This is a genomic window from Haloplanus sp. GCM10025708 (genome assembly GCF_042663985.1).
GTDB lineage: Archaea > Halobacteriota > Halobacteria > Halobacteriales > Haloferacaceae > Salinirarus > Salinirarus marinus.
On record NZ_JBHSZA010000011.1, the window covers coordinates 1,398,568 to 1,423,445 of the forward strand.

Below are 24,878 nucleotides of genomic sequence, written 5' to 3' on the forward strand. Positions count from 1 at the left end.
TTCCCCGGGGATTCACTATGACACACGATTCACCACGGCTCTCGCGGCGGACGCTCCTCGCCGGCCTCGGGACAGTCGGTCTCGTAGCCACCGGACCGGGAGTCGTGCGCGCCCTCCGGGGACAGCCGCCGTACGCGAACTACACCTACGCCCAGACGACGGAGGACGGTCCGGACCTCCGTGTAGCGTGGTACGAAACCTACAATGGCGAGTATCGGGAAGACAGCAACCGCTTCACCGACGGCGAGAAGCTCGAAAACACCTCCGACTCGTTCAACGAATCGGCGACAGCCGAGAGATTCGTCGACCGGACCGGTCCGAATCAGGTGGACGCGCCGCCGGTCGTCGACCTGCCGAACGTCCACCCCGGCGACAGCGGGACGCTCGTCCTCGGCCTCCTCGCGGAGAACGCCGACGCCCGCGTCTGGCTCCGACTGGCCGCTGCCGAGTTCCGCGAGAACCGCCTAACCGAACCGGAGATCGTCGACGCCGACACGACGGACGACGTCTTCGGGAGCGACGGCAGCCTCGTCACCGGCGGCGGCGAGCTTCAGGAGTACGTGGACGTCCGCCTCTGGTACGACACGGGCGTCCTCGACACCGGCATGGTCGTCGGCTGTAACGGCGTCTACGACGCCGCCGTGGAGTCGCTCGTCGCCCTCCCCGAGACGAGCGCCAGCCCGCGAGCGGACGGCACGCTCACCGATCTGAGCGCCGACGCCGCGCTGGGCGAGGGGGCGGCCTCGACTTCGGCCTTCTCGACGACGGCTGTCTTCCCGTGGGTCGCGAGCGCTGTCTCGGGCTGGAGTGGCGGGTCGCGCCCGACGTGGGCAACGTCATCCAGACCGACTCGGTCGCGTTCACGATCGAGTTCGGCGTCACCACCTGCGACGACACGAACAATCCGTTCGACGACGCGACCACCCCGACCGGAGGCGACCAATGAGCGAGGAACCGAAGGTCTCCCGGCGGGCGCTTCTCGCCGGACTGACGGCGATGGGTGCGGTCGGATCGCTCACCGGCGTCGGCACCGCCTCGTACCTGCTCGATACGGAGCGCGTGCCGGCGAACGTAACGGCTGGGACGGTCGTGCTCGACGCGCACGGCGAGACCGACGGCGTCGAAAGCACGATTCTCGACTTCGACGACGTCGGCCTCGGAGACGTCGAAGTCGGCGAGCTCTGTGTCAGTCTCGCGGACGGTTCGAATCCCGCGTGGACGTGGATCCGACTCTGCGTCGCCGAAAGCGACGCGTCCGTCCTGTGCGTCCTCGACGCGGAAGCGACGATCACCGGCGCGAGCGACTTCGCCGGAGACGTGACCGTCAGCGGCTCGCTCTACGACGTCCTTACGGGCGTCGCCTTCGACGGCCGATCGCTGTCCGAGGGCGTCCTCGTGGCCGGGAACGATCGAGAACACCTCGCGGGCGACGACGACGAGATCTGTCTCGTCCTGACGCTGTCGCTGCCGTCCGACCTGATCAGGCGGCGATCGAGGACGTCCGCGGAGCGAACCTGCGCCTCGGATTCGACGCGGTGGCCGAGCAGACGCGACACGTCGTCGCGTCGAACCCGTTCACGTCGGCGTGTACGGTGCCGCCGTGCGAACCGCCGGTGGAGTCGAAAGACGAACCGGCGATCAGTTTCCTCGCGTTCTGTGCCGACGGCGGCGTCGACGGGGGCGACGTCACCCTCACCGTCGCCTCGTGGAAGGACGGCGACCCGTACGTGGTCGACTGGACGTCGACGGTCCCCGTCGACACCGTCATCGTCAAAGCCGGGGACGGCGGGCAGCGCTACGACGTCGGCGGTGCCACGTCGGGCACGGTGAGCGCCGACGGCGGCACGCCGGGGTCGGTGACGCCGAGCGCGCCCTGTCCGGACGGTTCGGCCGGCGTCAAATTCGACTGGAACGGCGGCGGCTGGGACGACGACTCGACCGGGCGGAAGCCGGGATCCGGTAGACCGGACGCCGGCGACGACGACTCGGACGAGTCTGGTGGCCCGAGCGCTCCCGGTGGCCCGAGTGACCCGGGCGGAGGGCCGAAGCGGTGACCGCCGGCACTCCGGCGGGGAGCGCCCCGACGCGCAGACGAGTACGGACCCCGCGCACGGCCACACGGCCGTCGGCGCGCGCACCGACGCGATACACGAATCCCATCCAATGAATCCCCTGAACTACACCGCGCGAACCTGGCTGAACGTCCTCGGGGTCGTTCTCCTGGTCGCGCTCGTCGTCCCGTTCGTCGTCTACTCGGTCCCGCAAACCGTCGGTGCCGACGAGAGCTACGTCGTCCTGACGGCCAGCATGGCACCGGCCATCGATCCCGGCGACGTCGTCGTCGTCACCGCCGTCGACCCGAGGAGAATCCGCGTCGACGACGTAATCACCCACCAGCGGGGCCGCGGCGAGATCCCGGTGACCCACCGCGTCGCCGAGGTGATAGAGAGCGACGACGGCCTGCTGTTCCAGACGCGGGGCGACGCCAACGAGGACCCCGACGCCTCGCCGGTCCCCGCCGCCGCCGTCGTCGGCGTCGTGACACTGACGATCCCGTATATCGGCCACGTCGTCAGTTTCGTCAACTCACAGTACGGCTTCCTCGCGCTGGTGGTCGTTCCCCTCGGCGTCCTCCTGATCACCGAGATCGGAGAGTTCGTCCTCGGGATGCGAGCTCCCGGGCGCGACGACTCGGCGACGGACGTGGAACCCGACGACGTCGCGGTGACCGACGCTACGCCCGACGCTACGATCGACACCACGACCGACGATACCTACCTCATGCTCACCCGAGACGACCTCACGCTCACCAGCGTCGGACTGGCGGCGTTCGCCCTCTACAGCGGCTACGTCGCCCTGAACGGGGCGACACCGCTCTCGGTGACCGTCGCCGTCGGCTCCGCGACGGCCTTCCTGCTCGCCGTCGGCGTCCGGCAGTTCGGGATGGCTCCCGCCGCCACGCCTCAGACCGACGGCGGAACGACCGCGGCGGACGACGCCGCGGACCCCGCGGTTCGACCGTCTCCGACACCGGTGGCGACGACGCGCCACATCCCGAAAGTGTCCGTCGACGACGAGTACCGATCGCTCCCCCGCGTGCGCGTCGATTCGCTCGCCGACCTCGCCGACCTGGCGTCCGAGGCCCACCGGCCGATCGTCGAGGACGCCGCCGACGGCACGTACCTCGTCGTCGATGGCGACGTGGTCTACAGCCACGGCGCGGTTTTCGACGGGAGCGAGGCGGACAGTTCCGGAGACGACGACGACGCGGCGGCCGACTCCGACGGAGGGGAGCGAGCACGATGACCTCCCCACTCTCCGCCGCCGCCGTGGTGGGTTGCCTGTTCGTGGCGACGTTCGCCGGCGGCGTCACCGTGGCGACGTTCACCGACACCGCATCCGTCCCCGTCACCGTCGAGATCAGCGACGACCTGCCGACGCCCGAACCCCCGTACCCGTGAGCGTGTCAGGCGTCCCGCCCGGTGGCAACGCGACCGACGCAGCCCTCGATTCGGCCGGCGGCAACGATACCCGGTCGGATCCCGCCACGAGCGCCACCGACGCACCGGACGCCACGGCGGACTCCCGCGGGGCCAGCGAGCCCGAGACACCGGACGCCGATCGCTCCGACGACGAGGCCTCCGGCGACGCCGATCGCTCCGACGACGAGGTCGAAGCGGGAGATCCGGCCGTGAGTGACGACTCCGGTGATGCGACGGGCGACTCTGACGACGCCACGGACGACGGAGACACCGAGGCAGCCGACGGCGACGGTGACGGTGCGCCCGGCGGCGACGGTGACGACGACACCAGCGACTCCACGGACGACGCCAGCGACTCCACGGACGGCGACGCTGGAACGCAATCCGTCGGCGGGAGTGTCAGCGACGGTGACGCGGGCGGTTCGGCTGGGGACTCCGGCGATGGCGACGCCGGCGGAGACGCGAGTGGTTCCGCGGAGTGATCCGGGGGACGCCGCGTCTTCGCTCCGATTCACCGTCTGCCCGGGATTCGCCCGCGTGCTCCGCGGCGGAACGCGCTCGTCCTGCTCGCGTATCTGTTCGCGACCGCGGTCGTCGCCTGGCATCTCGCGGCCGCGTGGTAGCGGTCTCGCGTCGGGGTCCGCGTCAGCGTATCGGTTCGATGGCCGCCCGTCGACCGTCGAGGACGTCGAATCGGTCGTCGCGCCGGGATTCGAGCCACGCCAGGAGTCGTTCGGCCCACGCCAGTTTCTTCCGTTTCGCGGCGTCGATCGACGGGTCGTCGAAATCCCACCCGACGAATCGCAGCCCGCCGGCGGCGAGTTCGTCGGCGAGGAAGGCCGCCCGGTCGCCGTCGGTGAAGCCACCGGGGTTCACGACGGCGTCGACCGGTCGCGCCTGCGTCGTCGCGAGGACGTCGTCGACGTCGAATTCGGGGAGCCACCGGTCGATCGCAGCGACGTTGTCGCCGTGGGCGTGGACGGCCACCGGGACGCCCCGACGGCTCAGTTCGGCGGCGGTCTCGGGGTTCTTGTCGAGGTCGGTCACCATCACGTCGACGGCGACGCCCGCATCGCGGAGGACGTCCGCAGCCGTCGAGGCGGCGAAGACGAAATCCGCCGAGGCGGCGCGGTCGACCTCACCGACCAGGGACGGCCCGGCACCGGCGACGGCGACGGTCGCGTCGGCCACGTCGTCGAGGCGCGACCGGTCGAACGGCCGGGCGTAGCCGGCGAGGACGTCCCGGGCGCGTTCGTCCGCCGCGCGGTCGTAGCCGAAATCCGACAATATCCGCTCGTAGACGGGTTCCCACTCCGCGAAGTTCACGGCCGTCGCTCCCGGGGCAGAATACTGTATGAGCCGGAGTGGCACCAAGTACCCCTACCTGTGTGCCGTCCCGGCTTCCAGAACGTGGTTTCAGGAGGGTCCGGCATAAGTTTTCTCTTACCTCGGAGGTTCGTCGACGGCGGCGAGGGCGGCGTCGAGCGCCGAGGAGACCCCGCTCGCGCCCGCCGCGAACGATCGGAGCGCGGACGGCGTCCCCATCACCAGCGTGCCGTCCGTTCCCGCGACGAGGGTGACGCCGGCCGAGGCGGCCGCGCCGTCGAGGGCGGCCCGTTCGGCGTCGGAGAGCCCCCGAAGTTCGAAGACGCGGACGACGCTCGACGCCGCGGCGTCCGCGTCGCCGCCGACGCGTTCGACGTGTCTGGCGGCCTCGCGGGTCGTCGTCACGTCGAGTTCCTCCACCTCGATGCCGTCCCCGTGGCGGACGCGGTCGCGGGCGAACGCCTCGCCGACGAGGGCGGCGTCCCGCGTCTCGGCGACGTCGTGAGTGCGGACGACGTGCGCGCCGCGCTCGACGGCCATCGACGTGGCCGCGAGGCTGACCGGTAGCGCCGCCTCCGTCGACCGGCCGGCGATGTCTCGCAGGAAGTTCTTCCGGTTGATGGAGACGAGAATCGGCTGTCCCAACCCTCTGAACTCGCGGAGCCGATGGAACGTCTCCCGGTCGTCGGCGAGGGTCTTCTCCTCGCTCCACCCGCCGAACGCGGGGTCGACGATGGTCTTCTCGGTCAGCCCCTCGCGTTGCAGCGCCTCGTAGATGTCGTCGACGTCCTCGACGGCACCCGGGCGGGTGAGGTCCGGCGGGCTCGCCATCTTGACGACGGCGGCGTCGTACGCCTCGCAGACGCGGGGCATCTCGGGGTCAGTGAACCCACAGATGTCGTTGACCACGTCGAACCCGGCCGAGAGGGCCGCCTCGGCCACCTCGTGATACCGCGTCTCGATGGAGAAGACGGCGTCGCCGGAGACGCTCTCGAGGGTTTCGAGGGCGACGTCGAGGCGCTCCAGTTCCTCCGCGGCCGACAGCACCTCGAAGCGCTTGTTCGCGGATTCCAGCCCCACGTCGACGATGTCGGCCCCCTCGTCGATCAGCTCGGTGTCGACGTACTCGGCGGCCTCGCCGGGGTCGTCGAAGACGCTCGGTTCGTACGGCGACTCCCGGCTCACGTTCAACACGCCCATGATTCGAGGCGGGTAGTCGTCGCCGATGCCGAGGCCCGCGGCGTCCACGTTTCGCATGTCGGATCGGTCGTGCGCGACGACCAAAGGAAGTCCGATGTGCGGTCGCGAGTCAGGCTCTTTTTATCCGCTGGCGCGGTAGATTCGGTCGATGGCCAAAGTCAGCATCGGACTGCGAGGCTGGCGGTTCGACGAGCGCGAGGTGTTCACCGGAGACGGCGAGTTCCGACCGCTCGACGAGGTGCCGGACGACGCGCGCCAGCGCCTCCTCCGCCTCATCGACCTCGTCGAAGAGCCCTGCGACGCCTGCTATCTCGTCTACGGGGAAGGAGAGAAGCGACGGTGCAATCAGGCGACCATCGTCTACGGCGAACCGCTGGAGGAGGTCGTCCTCTGTGACGACCACGAGGCGGACTTCCTCTACTGGTATCGCGAGGCGGGCGGGAAGCAGTACCGCGGCGAGGCGGAGTTTCGCGACGCCTTCCACGAGTGGTTCGCGGACGGCGGCCGCGCGCCGGAGGGTACGCGGGTCTCGACCACGTCGAGACCGACCCCGACGCCCTCCCCGACCCGCCGGACCCGAAGGAGGTCCAGGAACGGATCGAAGCCGAAGCCGAGTTCGAAGGGCGGCGCATCGACCTCCACGAGTACGGCGACGGCGACGAAGGCGCGCGGGAAGACGGCGAGGACCTCGACCTCGACGCCGTCGACCTCGACACCGACTATCCGACGCGATGACCCGCGAGAAACCGGTCGTCGTGGTCGTCGAACCCGAGACGCCGGGGAACGTCGGCACCATCGCCCGGGCGATGAAGAATTTCGGGCTGACCGATCTGAAACTCGTGAACCCGCCCGACTTCGGCCGCGACAGCGAGGCGTACGGCTTCGCCGGTCACGCCCGCGAGGACGTCCTCCCGAACGCCGAGGAGGTGAGGTTCGACGAAGTCGTCGAGAACTACCACACCGTCGGCTGTACCGCCATCACGGGCGAAGACAGCCGGCGACACGTCCGCTATCCCTTCAAGACGCCCGTCGAACTGAGAGAGAGCCTGAAGACGGTCGAGACGCGGACCGCACTGGTGTTCGGCCGCGAGGGAACCGGCCTGAACAACGACGAGCTCTCGCGGATCGACGAGGTGTGTTCCATCCCCGCGAGCGCGGAGTACCCCGTGTTGAATCTGGGGCAGGCCGCCACCGTCCTCCTCTACGAACTCCGGGAGCTGACCGTCGACGAGACGCAGTTGCCGGACGTCGAACGCGAACGCGCCGACGAGGCCGACGTCGAACGCTTCTACGACTTCTTCGAGGAGTTCCTCGACGCGACGGGCTACGGCGACCACAAGCGCGCCAAGACGGGTCGCCTGCTGCGCCGGCTCGTCGGTCGCTCCCACCCGACGAATCGGGAGATCCACACGCTCATGGGGCTCTTCCGGCGGGCGAACCGACAGCTCCGCCACCGCAACGAACTGGTGGCCGAATCGGACGAGCCCGACCGGCTGTCCTGACTCGACGCTCCGCGGAGCGTCTCCTCCTACTCGCGCTCCAAGAGCGGCAACGCCTCCATCGAGAAGACGGTGTCGCCGTCCTGCGTCGTCGCGTCGACCTTCCAGCGAACGAATCCCCGCTCGTCGTCTATCGGGTCGACGTCGAGAATCTCGGAGTGGATGGTGAGTACGTCGCCCGGATAGACCGGGTGCGGCCACCGCAGTCTGTCGACGCCTTTCGCGCCGAGAGTCGCCGTCTCGGAGAGGAAGCCGTCGACGAACAGGCGCATCGACGCCGACGCGGTGTGCCACCCGCTGGCGATGAGGCCGTCGTAGATGGAGTCTTTCGCCCGTTCGGGGTCCGTGTGGAACCACTGTGGGTCGTACTGTTCGGCGAACTCCACGATCTCCTCACGAGTCATCTCGTACTCGCCGTAGCTCTCGCCGTCCCAGGTGTCGACGTCGTCGAGAAAGACCGTCATCGATTGGCGGTTGCCGGCTATCGACATGAAAGTTGCTCCCGGGGCGAGGCCAGACTGAATCCTTTTACTCCCCCGCGTCCACGTATCGGCAATGAGCGAGTACGACTACGAGGCACTCGGACTCGTCGCGGGGCTGGAGATCCACCAGCAACTCGACACCGCGACGAAGCTGTTCTGCGAGTGTCCGACGGAGCGCCGGGAACCCGAGGAGACGGTGCGGACGTTCACCCGCTATCTCCACCCGACCAAGAGCGAACTCGGCGAACTCGACGAGGCGGCCGTCGAGGAGAGCATGGTCGACCGCGAGTTCGAGTATCTCGCGTTCGATTCGACCTGTCTGGTCGAAGCGGACGACGAGCCGCCCCACCGCATCGACGACGAGGCCCTCGACGTCGCCCTGCAGATCGCCGAACTCCTCGACATGACGGTGGTCGACCAGGCACACGTCATGCGAAAGATCGTCGTCGACGGGTCGAACACCTCCGGCTTCCAGCGGACGGCACTCGTCGGACAGGACGGCCAGATCGAGACGAGCGAGGGCCCCGTCGGCGTCGAGGACCTCCTCCTCGAAGAGGAGAGCGCCGGTCAGGTCGCCGGGACCGAGTCAGGCGTCCGGTACAGCCTCGACCGACTCGGCATCCCGCTGGTCGAAATCGGGACGAAACCGGACATCCGCTCGCCCGAACAGGCCCGCGAGGCGGCCGAACGCATCGGGATGTTGCTCCGGTCGACGGGGACGGTGAAACGCGGCCTCGGCACCATCCGACAGGACGTGAACGTCTCCATCGCGGAGGGGCGCGCGTCGAGATCAAGGGCGTGCAGGCGCTCGACCAGATCTCGGAGATCGTCCGACTCGAAGTCGGCCGGCAGGTCGAACTGCTCGACGTGGCCGAGACGCTCCGGGAGCGCGACGCCGACGTCGGCGCGGTACGGGACGTGACGAGCGTCTTCGCCGACACCGACAGCGGCGTCGTCCGCGGCGCGTTGGACGCAGGTGGCAAGGTGACTGCCGTCCCGCTCTACGGCTTCGACGGCGTCGTGGGTAGGGAGATTCAGCCCGACCGCCGCCTCGGAACGGAGCTCTCGGACCACGCCAAACGCCACGGCGCGGGCGGCATCTTCCACACCGACGAACTCCCGGCGTACGGCATCACCGAAGCGGAGGTCGAGGCCCTCTACGACGCCGTCGACGCGGGCGAGGGCGACGCCGTCGCCATCGTCGCCGCCGGCGCGGAGACGGCCGAACTCGCCATCGACGCCGTCGCGGATCGGGCGGCGGGCGCTCTCGAGGGCGTCCCCGAGGAGACGCGCGGCGCGAACGAGGACGGCACGACCCGCTATCTCCGACCGCTCCCCGGCGCGGCGCGGATGTACCCCGAGACGGACGTGCCACCGGTCGAACCCAACCCCTCGGACGTCGAGACGCCCGAACTCCTCACCGAGAAGGTCGAGCGTTACCAGGCGGAGTACGGCCTCGACGCCGGCCTCGCCGAGCAGGTGGCGTACGGTCGACGGATGCCGCTGTTCGAGCAGGCGGTCGAGGAGGGCATCGACGCCACCTTCGCCGCCGGAACCCTGGAGAGCACGCTCACGGAACTCCGGCGCGACGACGTGCCCGTCGAGAACCTCACCGACGACCACCTGCTCTCGGTGCTTCACCTCGTCGAGGACGGCGACCTCGCCAAGGAGGGCGTGGGCGACGTGTTGACGACGCTCGCCGAGTCGCCCGGTCTGACCGCCGAAGAGGCGATCGAGGAGGCCGGCCTCGCGGGCGTCGGCGAGGAGGAGGTCCGCGAGGCCGTCGTCGACGTCGTCGAACGCAACGAACAGCAGGTGAAAGAGCAGGGCATGGGTGCCTTCTCGGCGCTGATGGGCGAGGCGATGGGCGCGCTCCGCGGGAAAGCCGACGGCGAAGTCGTCAGCGAGGTCCTGCGCGAGGAGATCGGCAAGCGGACCTGACGCCCCGCCGGAAGGTGCGTGGGATGCAGGCCTAAGTCGACAGGGGTCGAATCGGAGGCCATGCGAAGCGCTGTCGCCGGCCGGGCGTTTCTCGTCTGCCTCCTGCTCGTCGGGGGAGTCGCCGCTCCCGTCACCGCCGACGCGTCGGGAGCGAGAGACGCCGGTCGGTCGCCGGGAGACGTCGGCGGAAGCACGGCACAGGTCGAGAGCGGAACGCTCCACCAGGAGATGATCGTCGTCCGGAACCCGGACTCGGGGACGGTTACCGTCACTGCGACCTACACCGTTCCGTCGCAGGTCACGAATCTCGCCGTGGACGTCCCCGCCGTCGCGGACGGCGAAGCGACCGTCGTCTCCGGCAGCGGCTTCCGCCGTTCGGGGACGGCCCGGTTCGAGTGGGACGAGCGGACGGCCACCCCCTCGATCACGCTGCGCCTCGGCGTCGGCGAGGGGATGGCGCGGGGCGTCCACGGCGTCGAAGGGGACGAGTGGGCCTTCGTCGTCGAACCGAACACGAACGTCAGGTGGAGTTACCGCGGCGCGCCGCCGGAGTACTCACAGGAGTTCGCCGTCGACGGCGAGGGCTACGTCAGAGACCACATGGCCTACGTCGGCCCGTACCGGACGCGGTCGGTGTCGGTCGACGGCGAACGGACGACGTTCGTCCTCGGTGCGGATGCGGACGTCAATCTCTCGGACGCGACGGGCTTTCTCGAAGTCGCCCATCGACGGTTCGGCTTCGACGCCGAGCGCGACGAGACGACGGTGTTCGTCCTGCCGTTGCAGTCGCGGGGCGTCGAACACGTCGCGGGCGCGACGATCGAAGCCTCCTTCTGGGTGACCGAACCCGGCGTCCGCATCGACGACGTGAGCGCCGTCTTCCCCCACGAGTACGTCCACACACGACTCGGCACGGTCGGTGCCGACGGGGCCAAGTGGCTGAACGAGGCGAGCGCCGAGTACTACGGTCACGTCTTCGCGCTCAACTACGGCGTCGGCTCCTACGACCAGTTCCGGCGGCAGATCTCGGCGGAGTCGTTCGGCCCGAACGGAACCCGCGTCGTCCTCGAAAACCGGTCGACGTGGTCGAACAACCTCGGCAACTACGAGAAAGGCGCGCACGTACTCGCGGCGCTGGACGCGGAGATTCGCCAGCGAACGAACGGCGCGCGCACCCTCCGGGACGTCTACGTACGCCATCCGGAGGAGTTCGACGGCTACGCGTCGTTCCGGTCGGCCGTCGTCGAAGTGACCGGCGAAGAGTCGCTGGGGCCGTGGCTCGACAGATACGTCACGACGGGCGCGTTGCCGCCGCTCCCGAACGAGCCGTCGCGCTACGTCGTCGGCGAGGAACTCGACCCCGACGACGACGGTCTGACGAGCGGCCGCGAGCGGGACGTCGGAACGAATCCGTTCCTGAACGACACCGACGGCGACGGCGTCGACGACGGGCGCGAACTCGAGATCGGTACGGACCCGACGCAACGCGACACCGACGGCGACGGCGTCGACGACGCGGCGGACCGCTACCCGACGAATCCCGACCGCATCACGGCGACGCCGACGCCGACCGCGACGCCGACAGCGACGGAATCGTCGACGCCGACCGCGACCGAGCCGGTGACGCCGACGAAAACGGAGGCGATGGCTCCCGGATTCGGCATCGCAGCGGCGCTCGCGGCGCTACTGGTCGCCGCGTCCAGAACGTGACGGCGTCAGACTCGCCGGAGGCCGTCGCCGAGCCCCTCGCCCTCCTCACACTCCGGACACTGGTAGTACCAGCCGTCTTTCGTGGCACGTCCCTCGGGGAACTCCGCACCACAGTTTCGACAGGCGAGCAAGTCCCGACCGCGCTCCTTGGAGAGTTGGGTTCCCCGCATACTCCGAGGGTCACCTGCTACCGGCTTCAACGTGTCGCTTCCGCGCAGTACGCGACGCGACGGCGGCGAATTGGGGCGTTCGCGGCGGCGTCTCCGACTTTCGATCGGTCGACCAACTCGGCCGTTCGAGCGTCAGTCGTCGCCGAGGATGCCCCGGTGGGTCATCTTCTCGGGGTCGAGCACCTCGTCGGCCTCCGATTCGGTGAGATACCCCTTCTCGACGGCGACTTCCCGGACCGTCTTGTCCTCCTTGAGCGCCGCCTTGGCGACTTCGGACGCCTTGTCGTAGCCGATGGCGGGGTTGAGCGCGGTGGCGAGCGCCATCGAGCGCTCGACCTGTTCGGCGCAGTATTCCTCGTTGGCCTCGAGTTTGGCGACGAACTTCTCGGCGAACGTCTCGGAGGCGTTCGCGAGCAGTTCGGCCGACTGGAGGAAGTTGTGCGCGAGGACGGGCTTGTAGAGGTTGAGGTCGATCTGGCCCTCCGCCGCGCCGGCGGCGACGGCGGCGTCGTTGCCGACGACCTGTTTGTGGACCTGATTGACCGCCTCGGCGACGACGGGGTTGATTTTGCCGGGCATAATCGACGACCCGGGCTGGTTCTCGGGTTGCTCGATTTCGCCGAGGCCGTTGCGCGGGCCGGAGGCGAGGAGTCGCAGGTCGTTGGCGATTTTATTGAGCGACCCCGCGACGGTCCGCAGGGCCCCGTGGGCCTCGCCCATCGCGTCGTGGGCGGCCTGCGCCTCGAAGTGGTCGTCGGCCTCGCGGAAGTCGACGCCCGTCTCCTCGGAGATGTACTCCGCGGCGAGTTCCGGGAAGTCGGGGTGGGTGTTGAGACCCGTCCCCGTCGCCGTCCCGCCGAGGGCGAGTTCGCCAAGGTGGGCGCGGACGTTCTCGACGCGCGTGACGCCTTTCTCGACCTGCGTGCGGTAGCCGCCGAACTCCTGCCCGAGACGAACGGGAGTCGCGTCCTGCAGGTGCGTCCGGCCCGTCTTGACGACGCCGTCGAACGCCTCGGCCTTCTCGTCGAGGGCGTCGCGGAGGGTTTCGAGGGCGGGCAGGAGGTCCTTCTCGACCGCTTCGAGAGAGGCGACGTGCATCGCCGTCGGGACGACGTCGTTCGAGGACTGCCCGAAGTTGACGTGGTCGTTGGGGTGGACGACCCGGTCGCCGATCTCCTCGCCCATGATCTCGGCGGCCCGGTTGGCGATGACCTCGTTGGCGTTCATGTTCGAGGAGGTGCCCGACCCCGTCTGGAAGACGTCGACGGGGAACTGGTCGTCGAGGTCGCCGGCGATGACCTCGTCCGCGGCGGCGACGACGGCGTCTGCGACGTCCGCGTCGATCAGGTCGAGGTCGCGGTTGGCCTGCGCGGCCGCCTTCTTGACGACGCCGAGCGCGCGGACGAATCGCCAGCCGAACGTGATGCCCGAGATGGGGAAGTTCTCGATCGCGCGCTGGGTCTGTGCGCCCCAGTAGGCCTCCGCCGGCACCTGCATCTCTCCGAGACTGTCGCGCTCGATTCGGTAATCCTCGCTCATACGCCCGAGGACGTGAGGTGCGGTGGTAAAACCTACCGAAACCGTCCACGTTCGGTCGGTCCGGCTACGCCGCGTCGTACTCCTCGGGCGTGTACGTCTGGATTTCGAGGGCGTGGATGTCCGTCGTCATGTGGTCGCCGAGGGCGTCGTACACCATCTGGTGTTGCTGGACGAGGGGGACGTCCTCGAACGCGGGCGAGACGACGACCGCGGCGAAGTGGTCCTCGTCTTCCGGGTGGCGCGTCGTCTGCACGCTCGCCGTCGCGTCTTCGATGCTCTCCTCGATGATGCGCTCGATGCGGTCCGTATCCATACCCGACGTGGCGGGGCCGACGAATAAAAAGCGGGCGGTCCCCGGGACGAGCCGTCCGGAACGCGTCGCCGCCCTACATCTGATAGCGGCGTTCGTCGTCCCGCTGTGGATACTGGTCCTCGCCGGTCATCTCGTCGTAAGTCATCCCCGCAAGATACTCGTCGTAGGTCACGTCGTACCCCTGCCGGAGGTGGAAATCCAGGTCGCCGGTGTCGACGGTCGACCGGAAGAGCGCGTGGACGCCCCGCCGGATCAGTTCGTCCACGTCCGTCGCGTCGAAGACGGCCGCGAGCATCGCCAGTTCGTTTTTCGTCTCTCGGTCGAGTTCGACGCCGATCTCGTCGTCGAGTCCGCTGTACGCCTCTTTCACGTCGGCGTTCAGTTCGTCGAGGGTCATGCACCCGGCAAAGGGCGGACGCGGAATACCCCTTTCGACTCCGCGCCCGTCCCGAACCGCAGTCGATAAGCGGCGGTCCGCCCAACCCCAGGTGATGACCGACGGCGCGCCGTCGCTCCCCGAGGACGTCGAGGCGGTCCGCGAGGCACTCGTCGAGTGGTACGAACGCGACCACCGCGACTTCCCGTGGCGACGGACCGACGACCCCTACGAGATCCTCGTCTCGGAGGTGATGAGCCAGCAGACCCAGCTCGACCGGGTCGTCGACGCTTGGGAGGCGTTTCTCGATCGCTGGCCGACCGCCGACGCGCTCGCCGCCGCCGATCGGGCTGACGTCGTACGGTTCTGGACCGACCACCGCCTCGGCTACAACAACCGTGCGAAGTATCTCCACGAGGCCGCCCGACAGATCCGGGACGACTACGACGGCGACTTCCTCGCACGCCCGCGGGCCTCTCCGAGTTGATGGGCGTCGGCCCGTACACCGCCAACGCCGTCGCGAGTTTCGCGTTCGACGCCGGCGACGCCGTCGTCGACACGAACGTCAAACGCGTGTTGCACCGCGCGTTCGGCGTCGAGGACTCGGACGACGCGTTCGAGCGGGCGGCGGGAGAACTGATGCCCGAGGGGGAGTCGCGGGTATGGAACAACGCCATCATGGAACTCGGCGGCGTCGCCTGCGGGAAGAAACCGCGATGCGACGAGGAAGGCTGCCCGTGGCGGCGCTGGTGTCACGCCTACGAGACGGGCGATTTCACTGCTCCCGACGTGCCGACACAGCCGAGTTTCGACGGGAGCCGGCGGCAGTTCCGGGGGCGAATCGTTCGAACGCTCGGCGAGCACGACGAACTCGCGTTGGACGAACTCGGGCCGCGGATCCGGGTCGACTACGCGCCCGACGGCGAGTACGGACGGGAGTGGCTCCGCGAGTTGCTCTCCGACCTCGCCGACGACGGCCTCGTCGACGTGAACGTACGGGACGGCGAGACGGTCGCTCGACTCCGATAACAGCTGTCCGTCCGGGAGCGACATCCGCCCTCCTGACAGCGGATTTATTTTTAGGCTTGCCCAAAGTTCGAAAGTGATATATCCATTTAGGCAGGCCTAAACCACATGTCGAACGAGACGGACGGCCGTGGGACACCGACGCGGCGGGCGTATCTGAAATACGGCGGTGCGCTCGTCAGCGGCGGCCTCCTCGCCGGCTGTGCAGAGGATACGGGAGCGGCCTCGACGCCGGAGTCCACGACGCCGACGCGAGCAGACACGAAAACCCGGGCGGCGTCCTCGGCGGACGGCTCGTACGCTGTTTCGATGGAGCCCGTCGGCGAGGTGACGTTCGAATCCGTTCCGGAGACGTGGGTCGCGAACAACGGGAGCTGGGCGGATATGGGCGTCGCGCTCGGCCTCGAACCGCCGAAGGCCGTCTGGCTCACGGGACGGTATCACACCCAGTATTACGACGCGATCCCGGGCGTGTCGGTCGACAAGAGCGACATGGTCTCTCTCTATCGGGACAGCGTGAGCAAGGAGCTGTTCTACGAGCTCGACGGGGACGTCCACGTGCTGGACCCCAACTTCCTCCTGAATCGATTCAAAGGCTGGGAACGGTCGGACGTCGACGAACTCCGGGAGAACGTCGCGCCGTTCTTCGGGAACTGCATCTACGCCCAGCACTATCCGTGGCACTCGGACTACCGATACTACTCGCTCTACGAGGGGTTCGAGAGGCTCGCGCAGGTGTTCCAACGGACCGACCGCTACGAGGCCTTCGAAAGCGTCCACGACGACTTCCAGCAGAATCTGGCATCCGTCGTCCCCGGGCAGGACCAACGCCCGTCGGTCGGCGTCCTCTGGGGCGTCGGCGACCAGCCCGAGAAGTTCTACCCGTACATCGTCGGCGGCGGCACCGGCTTCAAACACTTCCGCGACCTCGGAGTGCGTGACGCGCTCGCGGACACGGACGTCAAAGACTTCCACGGGAGTCGAGCGGCCATCGACCTCGAAACCCTGCTCGACGTCGACCCCGAGGTGCTCATGCTCCGCGGATACGAGTCCAAATCCGAATCCGAGTTCCGGACCTCGGTCGTCGACTTCCTCGCCGGCCACGGGACGGCGAACGAACTCACGGCAGTGGAAAACGGCGACGTCTACCGCGCCGGTGGGCTGTATCAGGGGCCGATTACGAACCTCGTTCTCACCGAGCGCACGGCGCGACAACTGTACGGCTTCGAGGGAGCGCTGTTCGACCGACAGCGCGTCGCGGCTATCGTCGAGGAGGGCGACTGAGCATGCGGACCACCACGGCGACGGACTCCCCGTTCGATCACGACGTCGTCGGTGACGGGCGCTCCTCGATGCGACGGACGCCGGCGCGATTCGAGCGTTCCTCGACGCCGATCGGCGGGGGTCGGGGTGAGTGACTGAATGGCGAGCGAAACCGCCAGCAGCCCCGGGACGACGCGTAGAGAACGGTGGCTCAGTCGGTTCGACGGGTCGCTGTTCGCGCTCTGTCTCGGGAGTCTCCTCGTCGTCGTCGCCGGCGGGTTGGTGCAGGTGAGTTTCGGCGCGTTCTCGATGACCCTGGTCGAAGCGTGGCAGGCCGTCTTCAACCCCGAGGTGGTCTTCGATAGCCGCGCGTGGAACGCGTTCCTGTTCGGGGGGAACTCCCCGAGATGAACGAGCGGAGCCTCATCGTCTGGAACATCCGGCTCCCGCGCGTGTTCGTCGGTATCCTCGTCGGGATGAATCTCGCCGTCTCCGGAGCGATCTTCCAGGCGGTCACCCGGAACGAACTCGCGAGTCCGTTCATCCTCGGCGTCTCCTCGGGCGCGGGGCTGATGATTCTCGTCACGCTCGTGGTGTTCTCCGGGCTGACCGCGTTCCTGCCGCTCGTTGCCGCCGTGGGCGGAGCCGTCGCCTTCCTCGTCGTCTACGTCATCGCGTGGAAGAACGGCACGTCACCCGTTCGCCTCGTACTGGCGGGCGTCATCGTCGGCACCGTCTTCGGCTCCGTCCAGACGGCGCTGTTTTTCTTCGCCGACGACATCGGCGTGGTCCAGCCGGCCATCGCGTGGACGACGGGGTCGCTGACCGGGGCGGACTGGGAGCAGGTCCGGATGGCGCTCCCGTGGACCGTCGTCGCGATGTCGCTCGCCCTCCTGGGCTCGCGACAACTGAACGTCCTCCTCCTCGGGGAGCGGACGGCGAAGTCGCTCGGGATGTCGGTCGAGAAGGTCCGCTTCGCGCTCTCCGGAGTCGCCGTCCTCGCGGCGGCGGCGAGCATCGCCGTCGCGGGCATCGTCGGCTTCGTCGGGCTCATCGTCCCGCACATGGTCCGCAACGTCGTCGGGAGCGACTACAAGAACCTCGTCGTCGGCTGTATCTTCGCCGGGCCGGCGTTGATGGTCGCCGCCGACGTGGGGGCGCGCCTCGCGTTGAACCCCGTCCAGATTCCGGTCGGCGTCGTCACCGGTCTCGTCGGCGGCCCGTACTTCCTGTACCTGATGCGCAAACAGGACCGAATGGGGGAGATCTGAATGTCGAACGAGAGATTCGGAACGGGCTCGTTCGCTTCCGACTCCGATCGATCCGGGGATCCGCGGACGAACGGGAAACGAGACGGAGGGAACGAACGGACCACGACGCACAAGCTCGTCGGCGAAGGGCTCGCTGTCGGCTATCCCACGACGGACGAACCGGTGGTAGAGTGTGAGACCGTCGTCCTCCCCGAAGGTGAGGTGACGGCGCTCGTCGGGCCGAACGGGAGCGGAAAGAGCACGCTCCTGAAAGCGATGGCGAACCAGCTCTCGCCCGCGGACGGTCGGATTCTTCTCGACGGCGAGTCCGTCCAGACGCTCGATTCGAAGACGCTGGCCCAGGAACTGGGATTGCTCTCGCAAGAGAACGAATCGCCCGGCAGCCTGACCGTCGAGGACCTCGCGTATCACGGGCGGTATCCACACCGTGGCTTCTTCGACTCGCTCAGCGACGACGACCACGCGGCGGTCGACCGAGCGATAGGGCTTGCCGGCGTCGAACACCTGCGTGACAAGGAGATGAGCAACCTCAGCGGCGGGCAGAAACAACTCGCGTGGATCGCGATGGTGCTCGCACAGGACACCGACCTCCTGTTGCTCGACGAGCCGACGACGTTCCTCGACCTCCACCACCAACTGCGAGTCATGGAGGTCGTCCGGACGCTCAACCACGAGGAGGGCGTCACCGTCGGCATCGTCCTCCACGACATCGGGCAGGCGGCGCGGTTCGCGGACAACCTCGTCGCGATGAAAGACGGCGGCCTGTACGACTGGGGGCCACCGGCAGACGTCGTGACCGAGGAACTGCTGGCCGACGTCTTCCGCGTCGACGCCAGCGTTGACGCCAGCGTCGACGGCGAGAGCGCGACCGGGCCGCATATCGCCCCGCATCGGGCGATAGAGGAGTGAGACGGCGCGTCCCGGCTACCGCCCCAGTCGCGTCCGGAGCGACCGGGCGTTCGGATACATCTCGTAGTTGTTGAACAGACAGTAGACTCGCTCGTGGCTGGCGGCGTACTCCCGGAGTTTCACCGCGAGTTCGTCGAGTTCGTCGGCCGAGTAGTCGTAATCGTAGTCGTAGGGGTCGTCGTTGAGCCCGTGAAGCCGCGTGTAGACGGCAGAACGGTCGGTGAGGGGGTCGTCGCGCATGAGGTCGACGACGTGGATCAGATCGAAGTCGTCACAGATCGCGCCGACGCGGTCGGGGTGGTCCGGCCAGTCCCCGCGGGGCCCCCATCCGACGTCGAAGCCGCCGCGATCGGCCTCGGCAAAGAAGTCTCGCACGTTCGCCTCGTGGTCCTCGGAGTAGTCGAAACTGGGAGGCGTCTGTATCACGACGACGCCGGCATCCAAGGCGTCTGCGCGTTTTCGCGTCCGTTTCCACGCCTCTTCGACGAACTCCGTCGACCGGAGATAGCCGAGTTCGTCGGTGCGGTCCTCGGACACCGCGTCGCGGTGGCTGTTCCACGTCGGGCTTCTCCAGGGGTGTGTGATCGCTTGCCAGGCTTTCAGCGTGAACTCGAAATCGTCGACCGCCTCGCGTCGCCAGCGCTCCGTAGTCGACACCTGCGGCAGTTCGTAGAACGTGCGGTTGAGTTCGCCGACCGCGAACGCGTCCGAGTAGGCCTGGAGTTTGCTCTCGTAGTCGTCCTTCCAGCCCTCCTCCGGGTCGTAATCCCGGTAGCCACACGTCCCGATTCGGATGGTGTGCATGGAATCGCCTCGCTCGGCGAGACGCGGTGTCTGACAAAGATTACCGGGGATAACTACACGGTGTCCCGACGACCCGTCCAAAGACGCGTCGCGACCCGTCGAACCGAACGGGCGTTCCCGTCGCGTCTCGCTGCGCGTTAGAAGCACCTGGCGGTCTCTGTCGGGGGCGAGTTCGCACTCGATCCCGGGGTCGACCGCCAGGTCGTTTCCCGACCAGCGCCCGACGGCGTGTCCGGACGGCGCGTCGTGAGCACTCGAGGATTTCCGTTCTGGTAGTGTCCCGATCGCGCCGGCTCTGTGGCTCGCGACAGTTCCGAGAGCGACGTTCGTCTTTGGCCTTCAGTCGGCGTTTCTCCGTTCGGTGGACGATTCGTATCGGCGAGCGCCGCGAATCATCCGGACCGCGATGGCGACGACGGCGATCACGAAGACGATCCAGTACCACTCGGCGTCCGCCGTCGATGACCTGAGTTCCAGAACGCCGACACAGATCGTCAGAACGGCAACGTAGAGCGCGTTCGTTCCGACGAAGTCGGCCAATCCCTCCTCGTCGGTGACTCTCTCGGGGTCGTATCCAGCGACCAGCTCCGTCATCCCCGCGTACTTGATCAGCACGCCGAGGACGCCGACGAAAATCCCGGCTCCGACCGTGAGAAGCGCGTGTTCAGTCATGGGACTGTTGCGATCCCGTCCGCTCTCTGAGTCGCTCGATGCTCCACCGGCCAACGTACCCGACGCCGAACCCGAACGTACCGATGGTGAGGGTAGCGACGCCAAGTACCGCCAGTCCGACCGGATCGAAGAGGAACGCGAGTTTCCCGCCGAGCGAGTGACTCGAGAGCCCCAGGAACGCCCAGTCGGCCCGGAAGCCGACGTAGGCCGCGAACTGGACGAGCCACGCGACGAGCAGTCCGCCCCGATGAGCGCCGACCCCGACGGCGACCGCGAACCCGACGAGCGTCGCGTCTGCCGGCAGGACGATCACACCGCCCGACGCCTGAAACAGCCCGAGCGCGTACGCGACAAACGTCGCCACGAGGATCGAGACGGCAAAGAGAACGTCGAGCGTCCACTGAAAGCGACTGCGGGCGTGGCCGACGAGCACCGTGCGGAGGGCTGGGACCATACACCCCGTTCCCGTGCGAACGAGAAAAGTGCTGTCTCCTCGTCGGCTACCCGGCGACGGGATCGGACACGACTGACCGCGGGAGCGTCGATCCCGCGACGGAGCCGTCGCCCTCTCGTTTCGCGACTCGTCGGAGCGTGACCGTCTCGTCGACGAGCGTCGAACTCTCGAACGAGACGGTGACCGAGAGCCGATGTACGGTATCCGTCTGGTTTTCGAGGGCGACGCCGACCTCGTCGCTCGTTCCTCCGAACTCGAGCGTACACCCGGCAGTCGCGGCGGTCCCGAGCCCGGTCAAGCGGAGTAGCGTTCGTCGGCGTAGAGACACGATCGACCTCCGAACGGAGATTCCTCCCGAACCAGGCGGAGTAAGTCTCGTCGTCGTTGACACGCTGGGGCACACCCCTGTTGCCACATCTGAGCGAGGAACGACGCCGTCGCACACACCGACAGCAGGCTGATCGCCCCCGAACACACTGCTTCGGGGACGGAGCGTCCCGCGGTCCGCGCTGTGTCACCGGACGGTTCGACACGACTTTGGCATCTCAGTTCGGTCACCGAGACATGGTCTCCCTCCAGACGGCTCCCGCCTCTCTCGGTCCCGCAGTTGCCGTGATCCCGGTACTCCTCCTCGTCGGGTTCGCCGCCGGCGCGCTCGGGGACGCCGTCGTCCGGCGGCTGCCGAACCCCGTGGGAAAGTATCGGCTGCTGTACGCCGCTGTGCTCTTTCCGCTCGTACTCCTCTCGTACGCGTTTCTCGCGTTTCTCGGACTCGGACCCGCCCTGGCGGACTGGCTGCACGTTCCCACCGAGATACTCGGCCGCGGCGTCGCCAACTTCGTCGAGTTCCTCGCTGCGGGACTCGTCTGGCTCGTGGCGTACGCACCCACAGTACGAGGCGTCCGCGACGTTCGCGACCTCGAACTGTCGACTCGGCAGGCCCTCTCCAAGATGGGCCGCTACGTCGTCGGACTGAGCGTCGTTATGACGTCGGTGGTCACCCCGTTGCAGATCGTTCCGTCGGGCGATTCACCGCTCGTGTTGGGGATCGGGCTCGCGTGTATCGGGCTCGGGTTCCTGTACGCCTCGCCGTGGCTCGTTCCGATCCTCCGTTCGACGAAAGCCCCGACCGACGGGACGGCCGAGCGGTTGACCACGCTCTGTCGGCGCGCCGGCCTGGACGTCCGAGACGTCCACGTCCTCGACACGGACGACGAAGAGACGGCGAACACGCTCGTCCGTGGGCCGCCGGGCTACCGACGGCTGTTCGTCACGACCACGTTCCTGGAACGCTTCGACGACGGGACGGCGACGGCGCTGCTGGCGGTCGAGGCGGGCCGCCTTCGCGCGTCCCTGCTCGAACTTCGCGCGAGCACCGTCGTCGTCGCGGGGCTCGCCCTCGTCGCCTCGGTCACCGGCGTGGGGCCGCGCTGGCCGCTGCTCGGCGTATCTCTCGCCGTTCTTCTCGGCGGCTTCTGGTGCTCTCGCCGGGCCGTCCGAACTGCTGACGACTACGCGGGCGAACGGACGACCCCGGCGGCCGTCGCGGAAGCGCTCGAACGGTACGCCGACGTCCACGCCCTGGAGCCGACACGCCGACGTTTTCCAAATCCGCTCTCGATCAACGTCGCCCTCGGGGACCGAATCGACCGATTGCGACGGCAGGAGACCGAAGATGTGATCTGACTGTGGGTTCGGTGGCGATCCCACGAGGGCTCGTCTGAAACTCATCGAGGGGTCGACCGTCGACGAACTGCCGAGGCTTCAACCCCACAAGGGTTCGTCTGAAACAGGCTTGAGGGACGTTACGGACCCAGAGTCTTTTGTGCTTCAACCCCACAAGGGTTCGTCTGAAACGGGTCGTACTCAACGACGTGATACTCGCCATCGTCGCTTCAACCCCACAAGGGTTCGTCTGAAACCAGCGGTCTGTTCCCACTGTTCCCATTAGCGGTTGGCTTCAACCCCACAAGGGTTCGTCTGAAACCTGGTCGGTAGTACTCCCGGATGTGGGCTAACTCCTCGCTTCAACCCCACAAGGGTTCGTCTGAAACGGGCTGGATGTCGGGCTCGAACTCGAAACCGAAACGCTTCAACCCCACAAGGGTTCGTCTGAAACGAGTGACGACGCCCAATCAGAGGGGGAGTTGAACAGCTTCAACCCCACAAGGGTTCGTCTGAAACAGATGGTTCAAGGTCGAGGCCAGCCTGTTGGAGGCTTCAACCCCACAAGGGTTCGTCTGAAACAAGGACTTCTACACCACGAAGGTCAAAGACGAGCTGCTTCAACCCCACAAGGGTTCGTCTGAAACACGGGCGGCGAATCTCCCCGCAGAAAACAACGAGAGCTTCAACCCCACAAGGGTTCGTCTGAAACCAGTCCTGTTCAACGTGGGGAGAAGATAATCATGAGCTTCAACCCCACAAGGGTTCGTCTGAAACGAGCGCGAATTCGGCACCGGACGCAATCCCGACGGGCTTCAACCCCACAAGGGTTCGTCTGAAACCGGTGGCACGCTTCCCGAGACTGTCGTCGGCTGGGCGCTTCAACCCCACAAGGGTTCGTCTGAAACGCGCGAAAGCCCTGATCGAGCCCCGTGAAGACGCCGCTTCAACCCCACAAGGGTTCGTCTGAAACGCAGGGTACGGGCGGCAAGGTCTCCATCGCCGAGGCTTCAACCCCACAAGGGTTCGTCTGAAACGTCCTGCATCCAGCGGAGCACGTCGGGGCGGTCCTCGCTTCAACCCCACAAGGGTTCGTCTGAAACCGTGCTCGTCGTCGTGAATCCGTCGAACCCTCACCGGCTTCAACCCCACAAGGGTTCGTCTGAAACGGACTTACTGTCGGCCTCGCAGCTGGCTCGGCCGCCGCTTCAACCCCACAAGGGTTCGTCTGAAACATGGTTCGACGTCGAGGACGGCTCGACGCCGGTCGCTTCAACCCCACAAGGGTTCGTCTGAAACTCGGAGCGGCCGTCGACCTCGATCCAGGAGCACACGCTTCAACCCCACAAGGGTTCGTCTGAAACCCGGTCGTCGCCGCCCCCGATCCGGTCGGGTCGCGGCTTCAACCCCACAAGGGTTCGTCTGAAACCCCGACTCTCGTCGCGATCGCCTGTCTCGCACCAAGCTTCAACCCCACAAGGGTTCGTCTGAAACTCCGGCAGTCGGAGTACCGACTCGTCTTCGACATGTCGCTTCAACCCCACAAGGGTTCGTCTGAAACCCCTCGATCAACTCGACGACCGGATGGATTCCAGCGCTTCAACCCCACAAGGGTTCGTCTGAAACAGTGAGGACGGGTCGTCCCTCGTGTTTAAGCGTGGCTTCAACCCCACAAGGGTTCGTCTGAAACGGTCCGGGCGACCGTCATGACGAGCAACGGACGAGCGCTTCAACCCCACAAGGGTTCGTCTGAAACCATGAACCAGACCGACTACGACACCATCGAAGAAGCTTCAACCCCACAAGGGTTCGTCTGAAACAATCTCTTTTAACTCTTCTTTAGACTCGGCTTTAAGCTTCAACCCCACAAGGGTTCGTCTGAAACTCGCACGAACGCCGTTCCTTCGTGAAGACGTTGAGGCTTCAACCCCACAAGGGTTCGTCTGAAACAATGCCGTTTCTCTTAGTAACGTGGCGAAAATAGCTTCAACCCCACAAGGGTTCGTCTGAAACACGCTTACAGCCACGCCCGTGATATTGTTTCAAGTGGCTTCAACCCCACAAGGGTTCGTCTGAAACTTTGCCTTACTTGCGATAATTCCATGCAAATACAGGGCTTCAACCCCACAAGGGTTCGTCTGAAACCATCAGTCAGTACCATCGTGGCATACGACTCGTATAGCGCTTCAACCCCACAAGGGTTCGTCTGAAACAATGAGTAAAAAATGTCCTTACTGTAGCAAAGAGGCTTCAACCCCACAAGGGTTCGTCTGAAACCAGTGGCCAACTTATCCATGCTAAGGCGTGGCATTGCTTCAACCCCACAAGGGTTCGTCTGAAACTAAATCAATCTTATTTCTATCAGTACGGTGGGAGTGCTTCAACCCCACAAGGGTTCGTCTGAAACCATGCCCTATTCTGGGCACTCAGCCCATGTATTCGACACTCATGACTTAGAACTTCCGTCGACCCGCAATACCCGTCGTCACCCGGGGAGGTCGATGACGGACTTACAGGAACTGGTCGTCTTCCATCGGATCGTCACCGAACACCGATCGCTCGACGTACTTCTCCGAGGACATCCGGTACACCATCACGGATTCCTCGGATTCGAGCATCGATTCGAGGGTGCCCTTCACTTCCTTCAGGGTGCCCTCGGTGAGTTCGCCCTCGAACACGGAGTTCTGGACGTGGGTAAGGAATCGTCGGAGATACTTCAGGAACTTCGCGGTCCGGTCGGCCTGTACGTCGTAGACGACGATGACGTAAGGCACGT

The 24,878-nt window shown here is 66.8% G+C and carries 22 protein-coding genes, 4 pseudogenes and 1 CRISPR repeat array; of the genes and pseudogenes, 14 read left to right on the forward strand and 12 right to left on the reverse strand.

Translation table 11 applies throughout. The features are described 5' to 3' along the window. The first annotated feature begins 17 nt into the window (after positions 1–17). Genes ACFQJD_RS10800 through ACFQJD_RS10815 form a run of 4 tightly spaced genes read left to right on the forward strand, consistent with a single transcriptional unit; the run spans position 18 to position 3,964 of the window. On the forward strand, positions 18–2,054 hold the full coding sequence (locus tag ACFQJD_RS10800; protein WP_379798146.1) for a hypothetical protein: 2,037 nt from the start codon (positions 18–20) through the stop codon (positions 2,052–2,054). Further along, positions 2,026–3,306 (forward strand): signal peptidase I, encoded by a 1,281-nt coding sequence (locus ACFQJD_RS10805; protein ID WP_379798148.1) that lies wholly within the window; start codon positions 2,026–2,028, stop codon positions 3,304–3,306. Before ACFQJD_RS10800 ends, ACFQJD_RS10805 begins: the two co-directional genes overlap by 29 nt. Further along, positions 3,303–3,461: a hypothetical protein gene (locus tag ACFQJD_RS10810; RefSeq protein ID WP_379798150.1), complete on the forward strand. Its 159-nt coding sequence runs from the start codon at positions 3,303–3,305 to the stop codon at positions 3,459–3,461. Before ACFQJD_RS10805 ends, ACFQJD_RS10810 begins: the two co-directional genes overlap by 4 nt. Continuing rightward, positions 3,458–3,964, forward strand: coding sequence for a hypothetical protein (locus ACFQJD_RS10815; RefSeq protein ID WP_379798152.1), 507 nt, complete (start codon positions 3,458–3,460; stop codon positions 3,962–3,964). The genes ACFQJD_RS10810 and ACFQJD_RS10815 overlap by 4 nt, the downstream gene beginning before the upstream one ends. A gap of 163 nt (positions 3,965–4,127) precedes the next feature. On the opposite strand, the gene ACFQJD_RS10820 is transcribed toward ACFQJD_RS10815, so the two are convergent. Both ACFQJD_RS10820 and folP read right to left on the reverse strand, forming a co-directional pair. Next, positions 4,128–4,808 (reverse strand): 6-hydroxymethylpterin diphosphokinase MptE-like protein, encoded by a 681-nt coding sequence (locus ACFQJD_RS10820; RefSeq protein WP_379798154.1) that lies wholly within the window; start codon positions 4,806–4,808, stop codon positions 4,128–4,130. Positions 4,809–4,925: 117 nt separating this feature from the next. Continuing rightward, on the reverse strand, positions 4,926–6,065 hold the full coding sequence (folP, locus tag ACFQJD_RS10825) for a dihydropteroate synthase (RefSeq protein ID WP_379798156.1): 1,140 nt from the start codon (positions 6,063–6,065) through the stop codon (positions 4,926–4,928). 91 nt (positions 6,066–6,156) lie between these two features. On the opposite strand from folP, the pseudogene ACFQJD_RS10830 reads away from it, so the two are divergent. Both ACFQJD_RS10830 and ACFQJD_RS10835 read left to right on the forward strand, forming a co-directional pair. Further along, positions 6,157–6,743, forward strand: a pseudogene (locus tag ACFQJD_RS10830) (hypothetical protein). Beyond that, complete coding sequence (locus ACFQJD_RS10835) at positions 6,740–7,510, forward strand: RNA methyltransferase (protein WP_379798159.1); 771 nt, start codon at positions 6,740–6,742, stop codon at positions 7,508–7,510. The pseudogene ACFQJD_RS10830 and the gene ACFQJD_RS10835 overlap by 4 nt, the downstream one beginning before the upstream one ends. Positions 7,511–7,536: 26 nt before the next feature. Here ACFQJD_RS10835 and ACFQJD_RS10840 read toward each other — a convergent pair whose 3' ends face one another. Beyond that, positions 7,537–7,971: a MaoC family dehydratase gene (locus ACFQJD_RS10840; protein WP_379798160.1), complete on the reverse strand. Its 435-nt coding sequence runs from the start codon at positions 7,969–7,971 to the stop codon at positions 7,537–7,539. A 91-nt stretch (positions 7,972–8,062) separates the two neighbouring features. Here ACFQJD_RS10840 and gatE point away from each other — a divergent pair. Further along, a pseudogene (gene gatE / locus ACFQJD_RS10845) lies at positions 8,063–9,930 on the forward strand (Glu-tRNA(Gln) amidotransferase subunit GatE). A gap of 60 nt (positions 9,931–9,990) precedes the next feature. Beyond that, complete coding sequence (locus tag ACFQJD_RS10850; protein ID WP_379798161.1) at positions 9,991–11,640, forward strand: hypothetical protein; 1,650 nt, start codon at positions 9,991–9,993, stop codon at positions 11,638–11,640. Between the two features lie 5 nt (positions 11,641–11,645). On the opposite strand, the gene ACFQJD_RS10855 is transcribed toward ACFQJD_RS10850, so the two are convergent. The 4 genes from ACFQJD_RS10855 to ACFQJD_RS10870 all read right to left on the reverse strand — a co-directional run bounded on the left by ACFQJD_RS10855 (position 11,646) and on the right by ACFQJD_RS10870 (position 14,059). Next, positions 11,646–11,810 carry an HVO_2901 family zinc finger protein gene (locus tag ACFQJD_RS10855; protein WP_379798163.1) on the reverse strand — a complete coding sequence of 55 codons (165 nt, stop codon included), beginning with the start codon at positions 11,808–11,810 and terminating at the stop codon, positions 11,646–11,648. A gap of 132 nt (positions 11,811–11,942) precedes the next feature. Then, positions 11,943–13,349, reverse strand: a complete 1,407-nt coding sequence (locus ACFQJD_RS10860) for a class II fumarate hydratase (protein ID WP_379798165.1) — start codon at positions 13,347–13,349, stop codon at positions 11,943–11,945. Positions 13,350–13,413: 64 nt separating this feature from the next. After that, positions 13,414–13,662: a BolA/IbaG family iron-sulfur metabolism protein gene (locus ACFQJD_RS10865; protein WP_379798167.1), complete on the reverse strand. Its 249-nt coding sequence runs from the start codon at positions 13,660–13,662 to the stop codon at positions 13,414–13,416. A gap of 73 nt (positions 13,663–13,735) precedes the next feature. Continuing rightward, complete coding sequence (locus tag ACFQJD_RS10870) at positions 13,736–14,059, reverse strand: hypothetical protein (protein WP_379798168.1); 324 nt, start codon at positions 14,057–14,059, stop codon at positions 13,736–13,738. A gap of 94 nt (positions 14,060–14,153) precedes the next feature. Between ACFQJD_RS10870 and ACFQJD_RS10875 the strand changes: the two are divergent. The 5 genes and pseudogenes from ACFQJD_RS10875 (at position 14,154) to ACFQJD_RS10895 (ending at position 18,507) form a co-directional block, all read left to right on the forward strand. Further along, positions 14,154–15,067 (forward strand): annotated as a pseudogene (locus tag ACFQJD_RS10875) (A/G-specific adenine glycosylase). Positions 15,068–15,172: 105 nt separating this feature from the next. Continuing rightward, entirely contained in the window at positions 15,173–16,348 is a 1,176-nt protein-coding gene (locus ACFQJD_RS10880) for an ABC transporter substrate-binding protein (RefSeq protein ID WP_379798169.1), read from the forward strand. Positions 16,349–16,350: 2 nt separating this feature from the next. Beyond that, complete coding sequence (locus ACFQJD_RS10885) at positions 16,351–16,482, forward strand: hypothetical protein (RefSeq protein ID WP_379798171.1); 132 nt, start codon at positions 16,351–16,353, stop codon at positions 16,480–16,482. A gap of 4 nt (positions 16,483–16,486) precedes the next feature. Further along, positions 16,487–17,598, forward strand: a pseudogene (locus ACFQJD_RS10890) (FecCD family ABC transporter permease). Next, positions 17,599–18,507 (forward strand): ABC transporter ATP-binding protein, encoded by a 909-nt coding sequence (locus tag ACFQJD_RS10895; protein WP_379798173.1) that lies wholly within the window; start codon positions 17,599–17,601, stop codon positions 18,505–18,507. It abuts the pseudogene before it with no gap. 15 nt (positions 18,508–18,522) lie between these two features. On the opposite strand, the gene ACFQJD_RS10900 is transcribed toward ACFQJD_RS10895, so the two are convergent. The 4 genes from ACFQJD_RS10900 to ACFQJD_RS10915 form a co-directional block, all read right to left on the reverse strand. After that, entirely contained in the window at positions 18,523–19,311 is a 789-nt protein-coding gene (locus ACFQJD_RS10900; protein ID WP_379798175.1) for a DUF72 domain-containing protein, read from the reverse strand. Between the two features lie 339 nt (positions 19,312–19,650). Continuing rightward, positions 19,651–19,983 (reverse strand): DUF3784 domain-containing protein, encoded by a 333-nt coding sequence (locus ACFQJD_RS10905; protein ID WP_379798177.1) that lies wholly within the window; start codon positions 19,981–19,983, stop codon positions 19,651–19,653. Further along, entirely contained in the window at positions 19,976–20,437 is a 462-nt protein-coding gene (locus tag ACFQJD_RS10910; RefSeq protein WP_379798180.1) for a hypothetical protein, read from the reverse strand. Before ACFQJD_RS10910 ends, ACFQJD_RS10905 begins: the two co-directional genes overlap by 8 nt. 46 nt (positions 20,438–20,483) lie before the next feature. Then, on the reverse strand, positions 20,484–20,735 hold the full coding sequence (locus ACFQJD_RS10915; protein WP_379798182.1) for a hypothetical protein: 252 nt from the start codon (positions 20,733–20,735) through the stop codon (positions 20,484–20,486). Between the two features lie 266 nt (positions 20,736–21,001). Between ACFQJD_RS10915 and ACFQJD_RS10920 the strand changes: the two genes are divergently transcribed. Continuing rightward, positions 21,002–22,123 carry a peptidase gene (locus ACFQJD_RS10920; protein ID WP_379798184.1) on the forward strand — a complete coding sequence of 374 codons (1,122 nt, stop codon included), beginning with the start codon at positions 21,002–21,004 and terminating at the stop codon, positions 22,121–22,123. A 75-nt stretch (positions 22,124–22,198) separates the two neighbouring features. Then, a CRISPR array of direct repeats spans positions 22,199–24,509; the repeat unit is 30 nt; unit sequence GCTTCAACCCCACAAGGGTTCGTCTGAAAC. Positions 24,510–24,612: 103 nt separating this feature from the next. Here ACFQJD_RS10920 and cas2 read toward each other — a convergent pair. Further along, positions 24,613–24,876 (reverse strand): CRISPR-associated endonuclease Cas2, encoded by a 264-nt coding sequence (cas2, locus tag ACFQJD_RS10925; protein WP_379798186.1) that lies wholly within the window; start codon positions 24,874–24,876, stop codon positions 24,613–24,615. Positions 24,877–24,878 lie beyond the last annotated feature (2 nt).

Bases quoted from the DNA above. Each gene is read 5' to 3' on its own strand.
- ACFQJD_RS10800 (WP_379798146.1), top strand. From the start codon at position 18: ATGACACACGATTCACCACGGCTCTCGCGGCGGACGCTCCTCGCCGGC.
- ACFQJD_RS10810 (WP_379798150.1), top strand. From the start codon at position 3,303: ATGACCTCCCCACTCTCCGCCGCCGCCGTGGTGGGTTGCCTGTTCGTG.
- folP (WP_379798156.1), bottom strand. From the start codon at position 6,065: ATGCGAAACGTGGACGCCGCGGGCCTCGGCATCGGCGACGACTACCCG.
- ACFQJD_RS10835 (WP_379798159.1), top strand. From the start codon at position 6,740: ATGACCCGCGAGAAACCGGTCGTCGTGGTCGTCGAACCCGAGACGCCG.
- ACFQJD_RS10840 (WP_379798160.1), bottom strand. From the start codon at position 7,971: ATGACGGTCTTTCTCGACGACGTCGACACCTGGGACGGCGAGAGCTAC.
- ACFQJD_RS10850 (WP_379798161.1), top strand. From the start codon at position 9,991: ATGCGAAGCGCTGTCGCCGGCCGGGCGTTTCTCGTCTGCCTCCTGCTC.
- ACFQJD_RS10855 (WP_379798163.1), bottom strand. From the start codon at position 11,810: ATGCGGGGAACCCAACTCTCCAAGGAGCGCGGTCGGGACTTGCTCGCC.
- ACFQJD_RS10860 (WP_379798165.1), bottom strand. From the start codon at position 13,349: ATGAGCGAGGATTACCGAATCGAGCGCGACAGTCTCGGAGAGATGCAG.
- ACFQJD_RS10865 (WP_379798167.1), bottom strand. From the start codon at position 13,662: ATGGATACGGACCGCATCGAGCGCATCATCGAGGAGAGCATCGAAGAC.
- ACFQJD_RS10870 (WP_379798168.1), bottom strand. From the start codon at position 14,059: ATGACCCTCGACGAACTGAACGCCGACGTGAAAGAGGCGTACAGCGGA.
- ACFQJD_RS10880 (WP_379798169.1), top strand. From the start codon at position 15,173: ATGTCGAACGAGACGGACGGCCGTGGGACACCGACGCGGCGGGCGTAT.
- ACFQJD_RS10885 (WP_379798171.1), top strand. From the start codon at position 16,351: ATGCGGACCACCACGGCGACGGACTCCCCGTTCGATCACGACGTCGTC.
- ACFQJD_RS10895 (WP_379798173.1), top strand. From the start codon at position 17,599: ATGTCGAACGAGAGATTCGGAACGGGCTCGTTCGCTTCCGACTCCGAT.
- ACFQJD_RS10900 (WP_379798175.1), bottom strand. From the start codon at position 19,311: ATGCACACCATCCGAATCGGGACGTGTGGCTACCGGGATTACGACCCG.
- ACFQJD_RS10905 (WP_379798177.1), bottom strand. From the start codon at position 19,983: ATGACTGAACACGCGCTTCTCACGGTCGGAGCCGGGATTTTCGTCGGC.
- ACFQJD_RS10910 (WP_379798180.1), bottom strand. From the start codon at position 20,437: ATGGTCCCAGCCCTCCGCACGGTGCTCGTCGGCCACGCCCGCAGTCGC.
- ACFQJD_RS10920 (WP_379798184.1), top strand. From the start codon at position 21,002: ATGGTCTCCCTCCAGACGGCTCCCGCCTCTCTCGGTCCCGCAGTTGCC.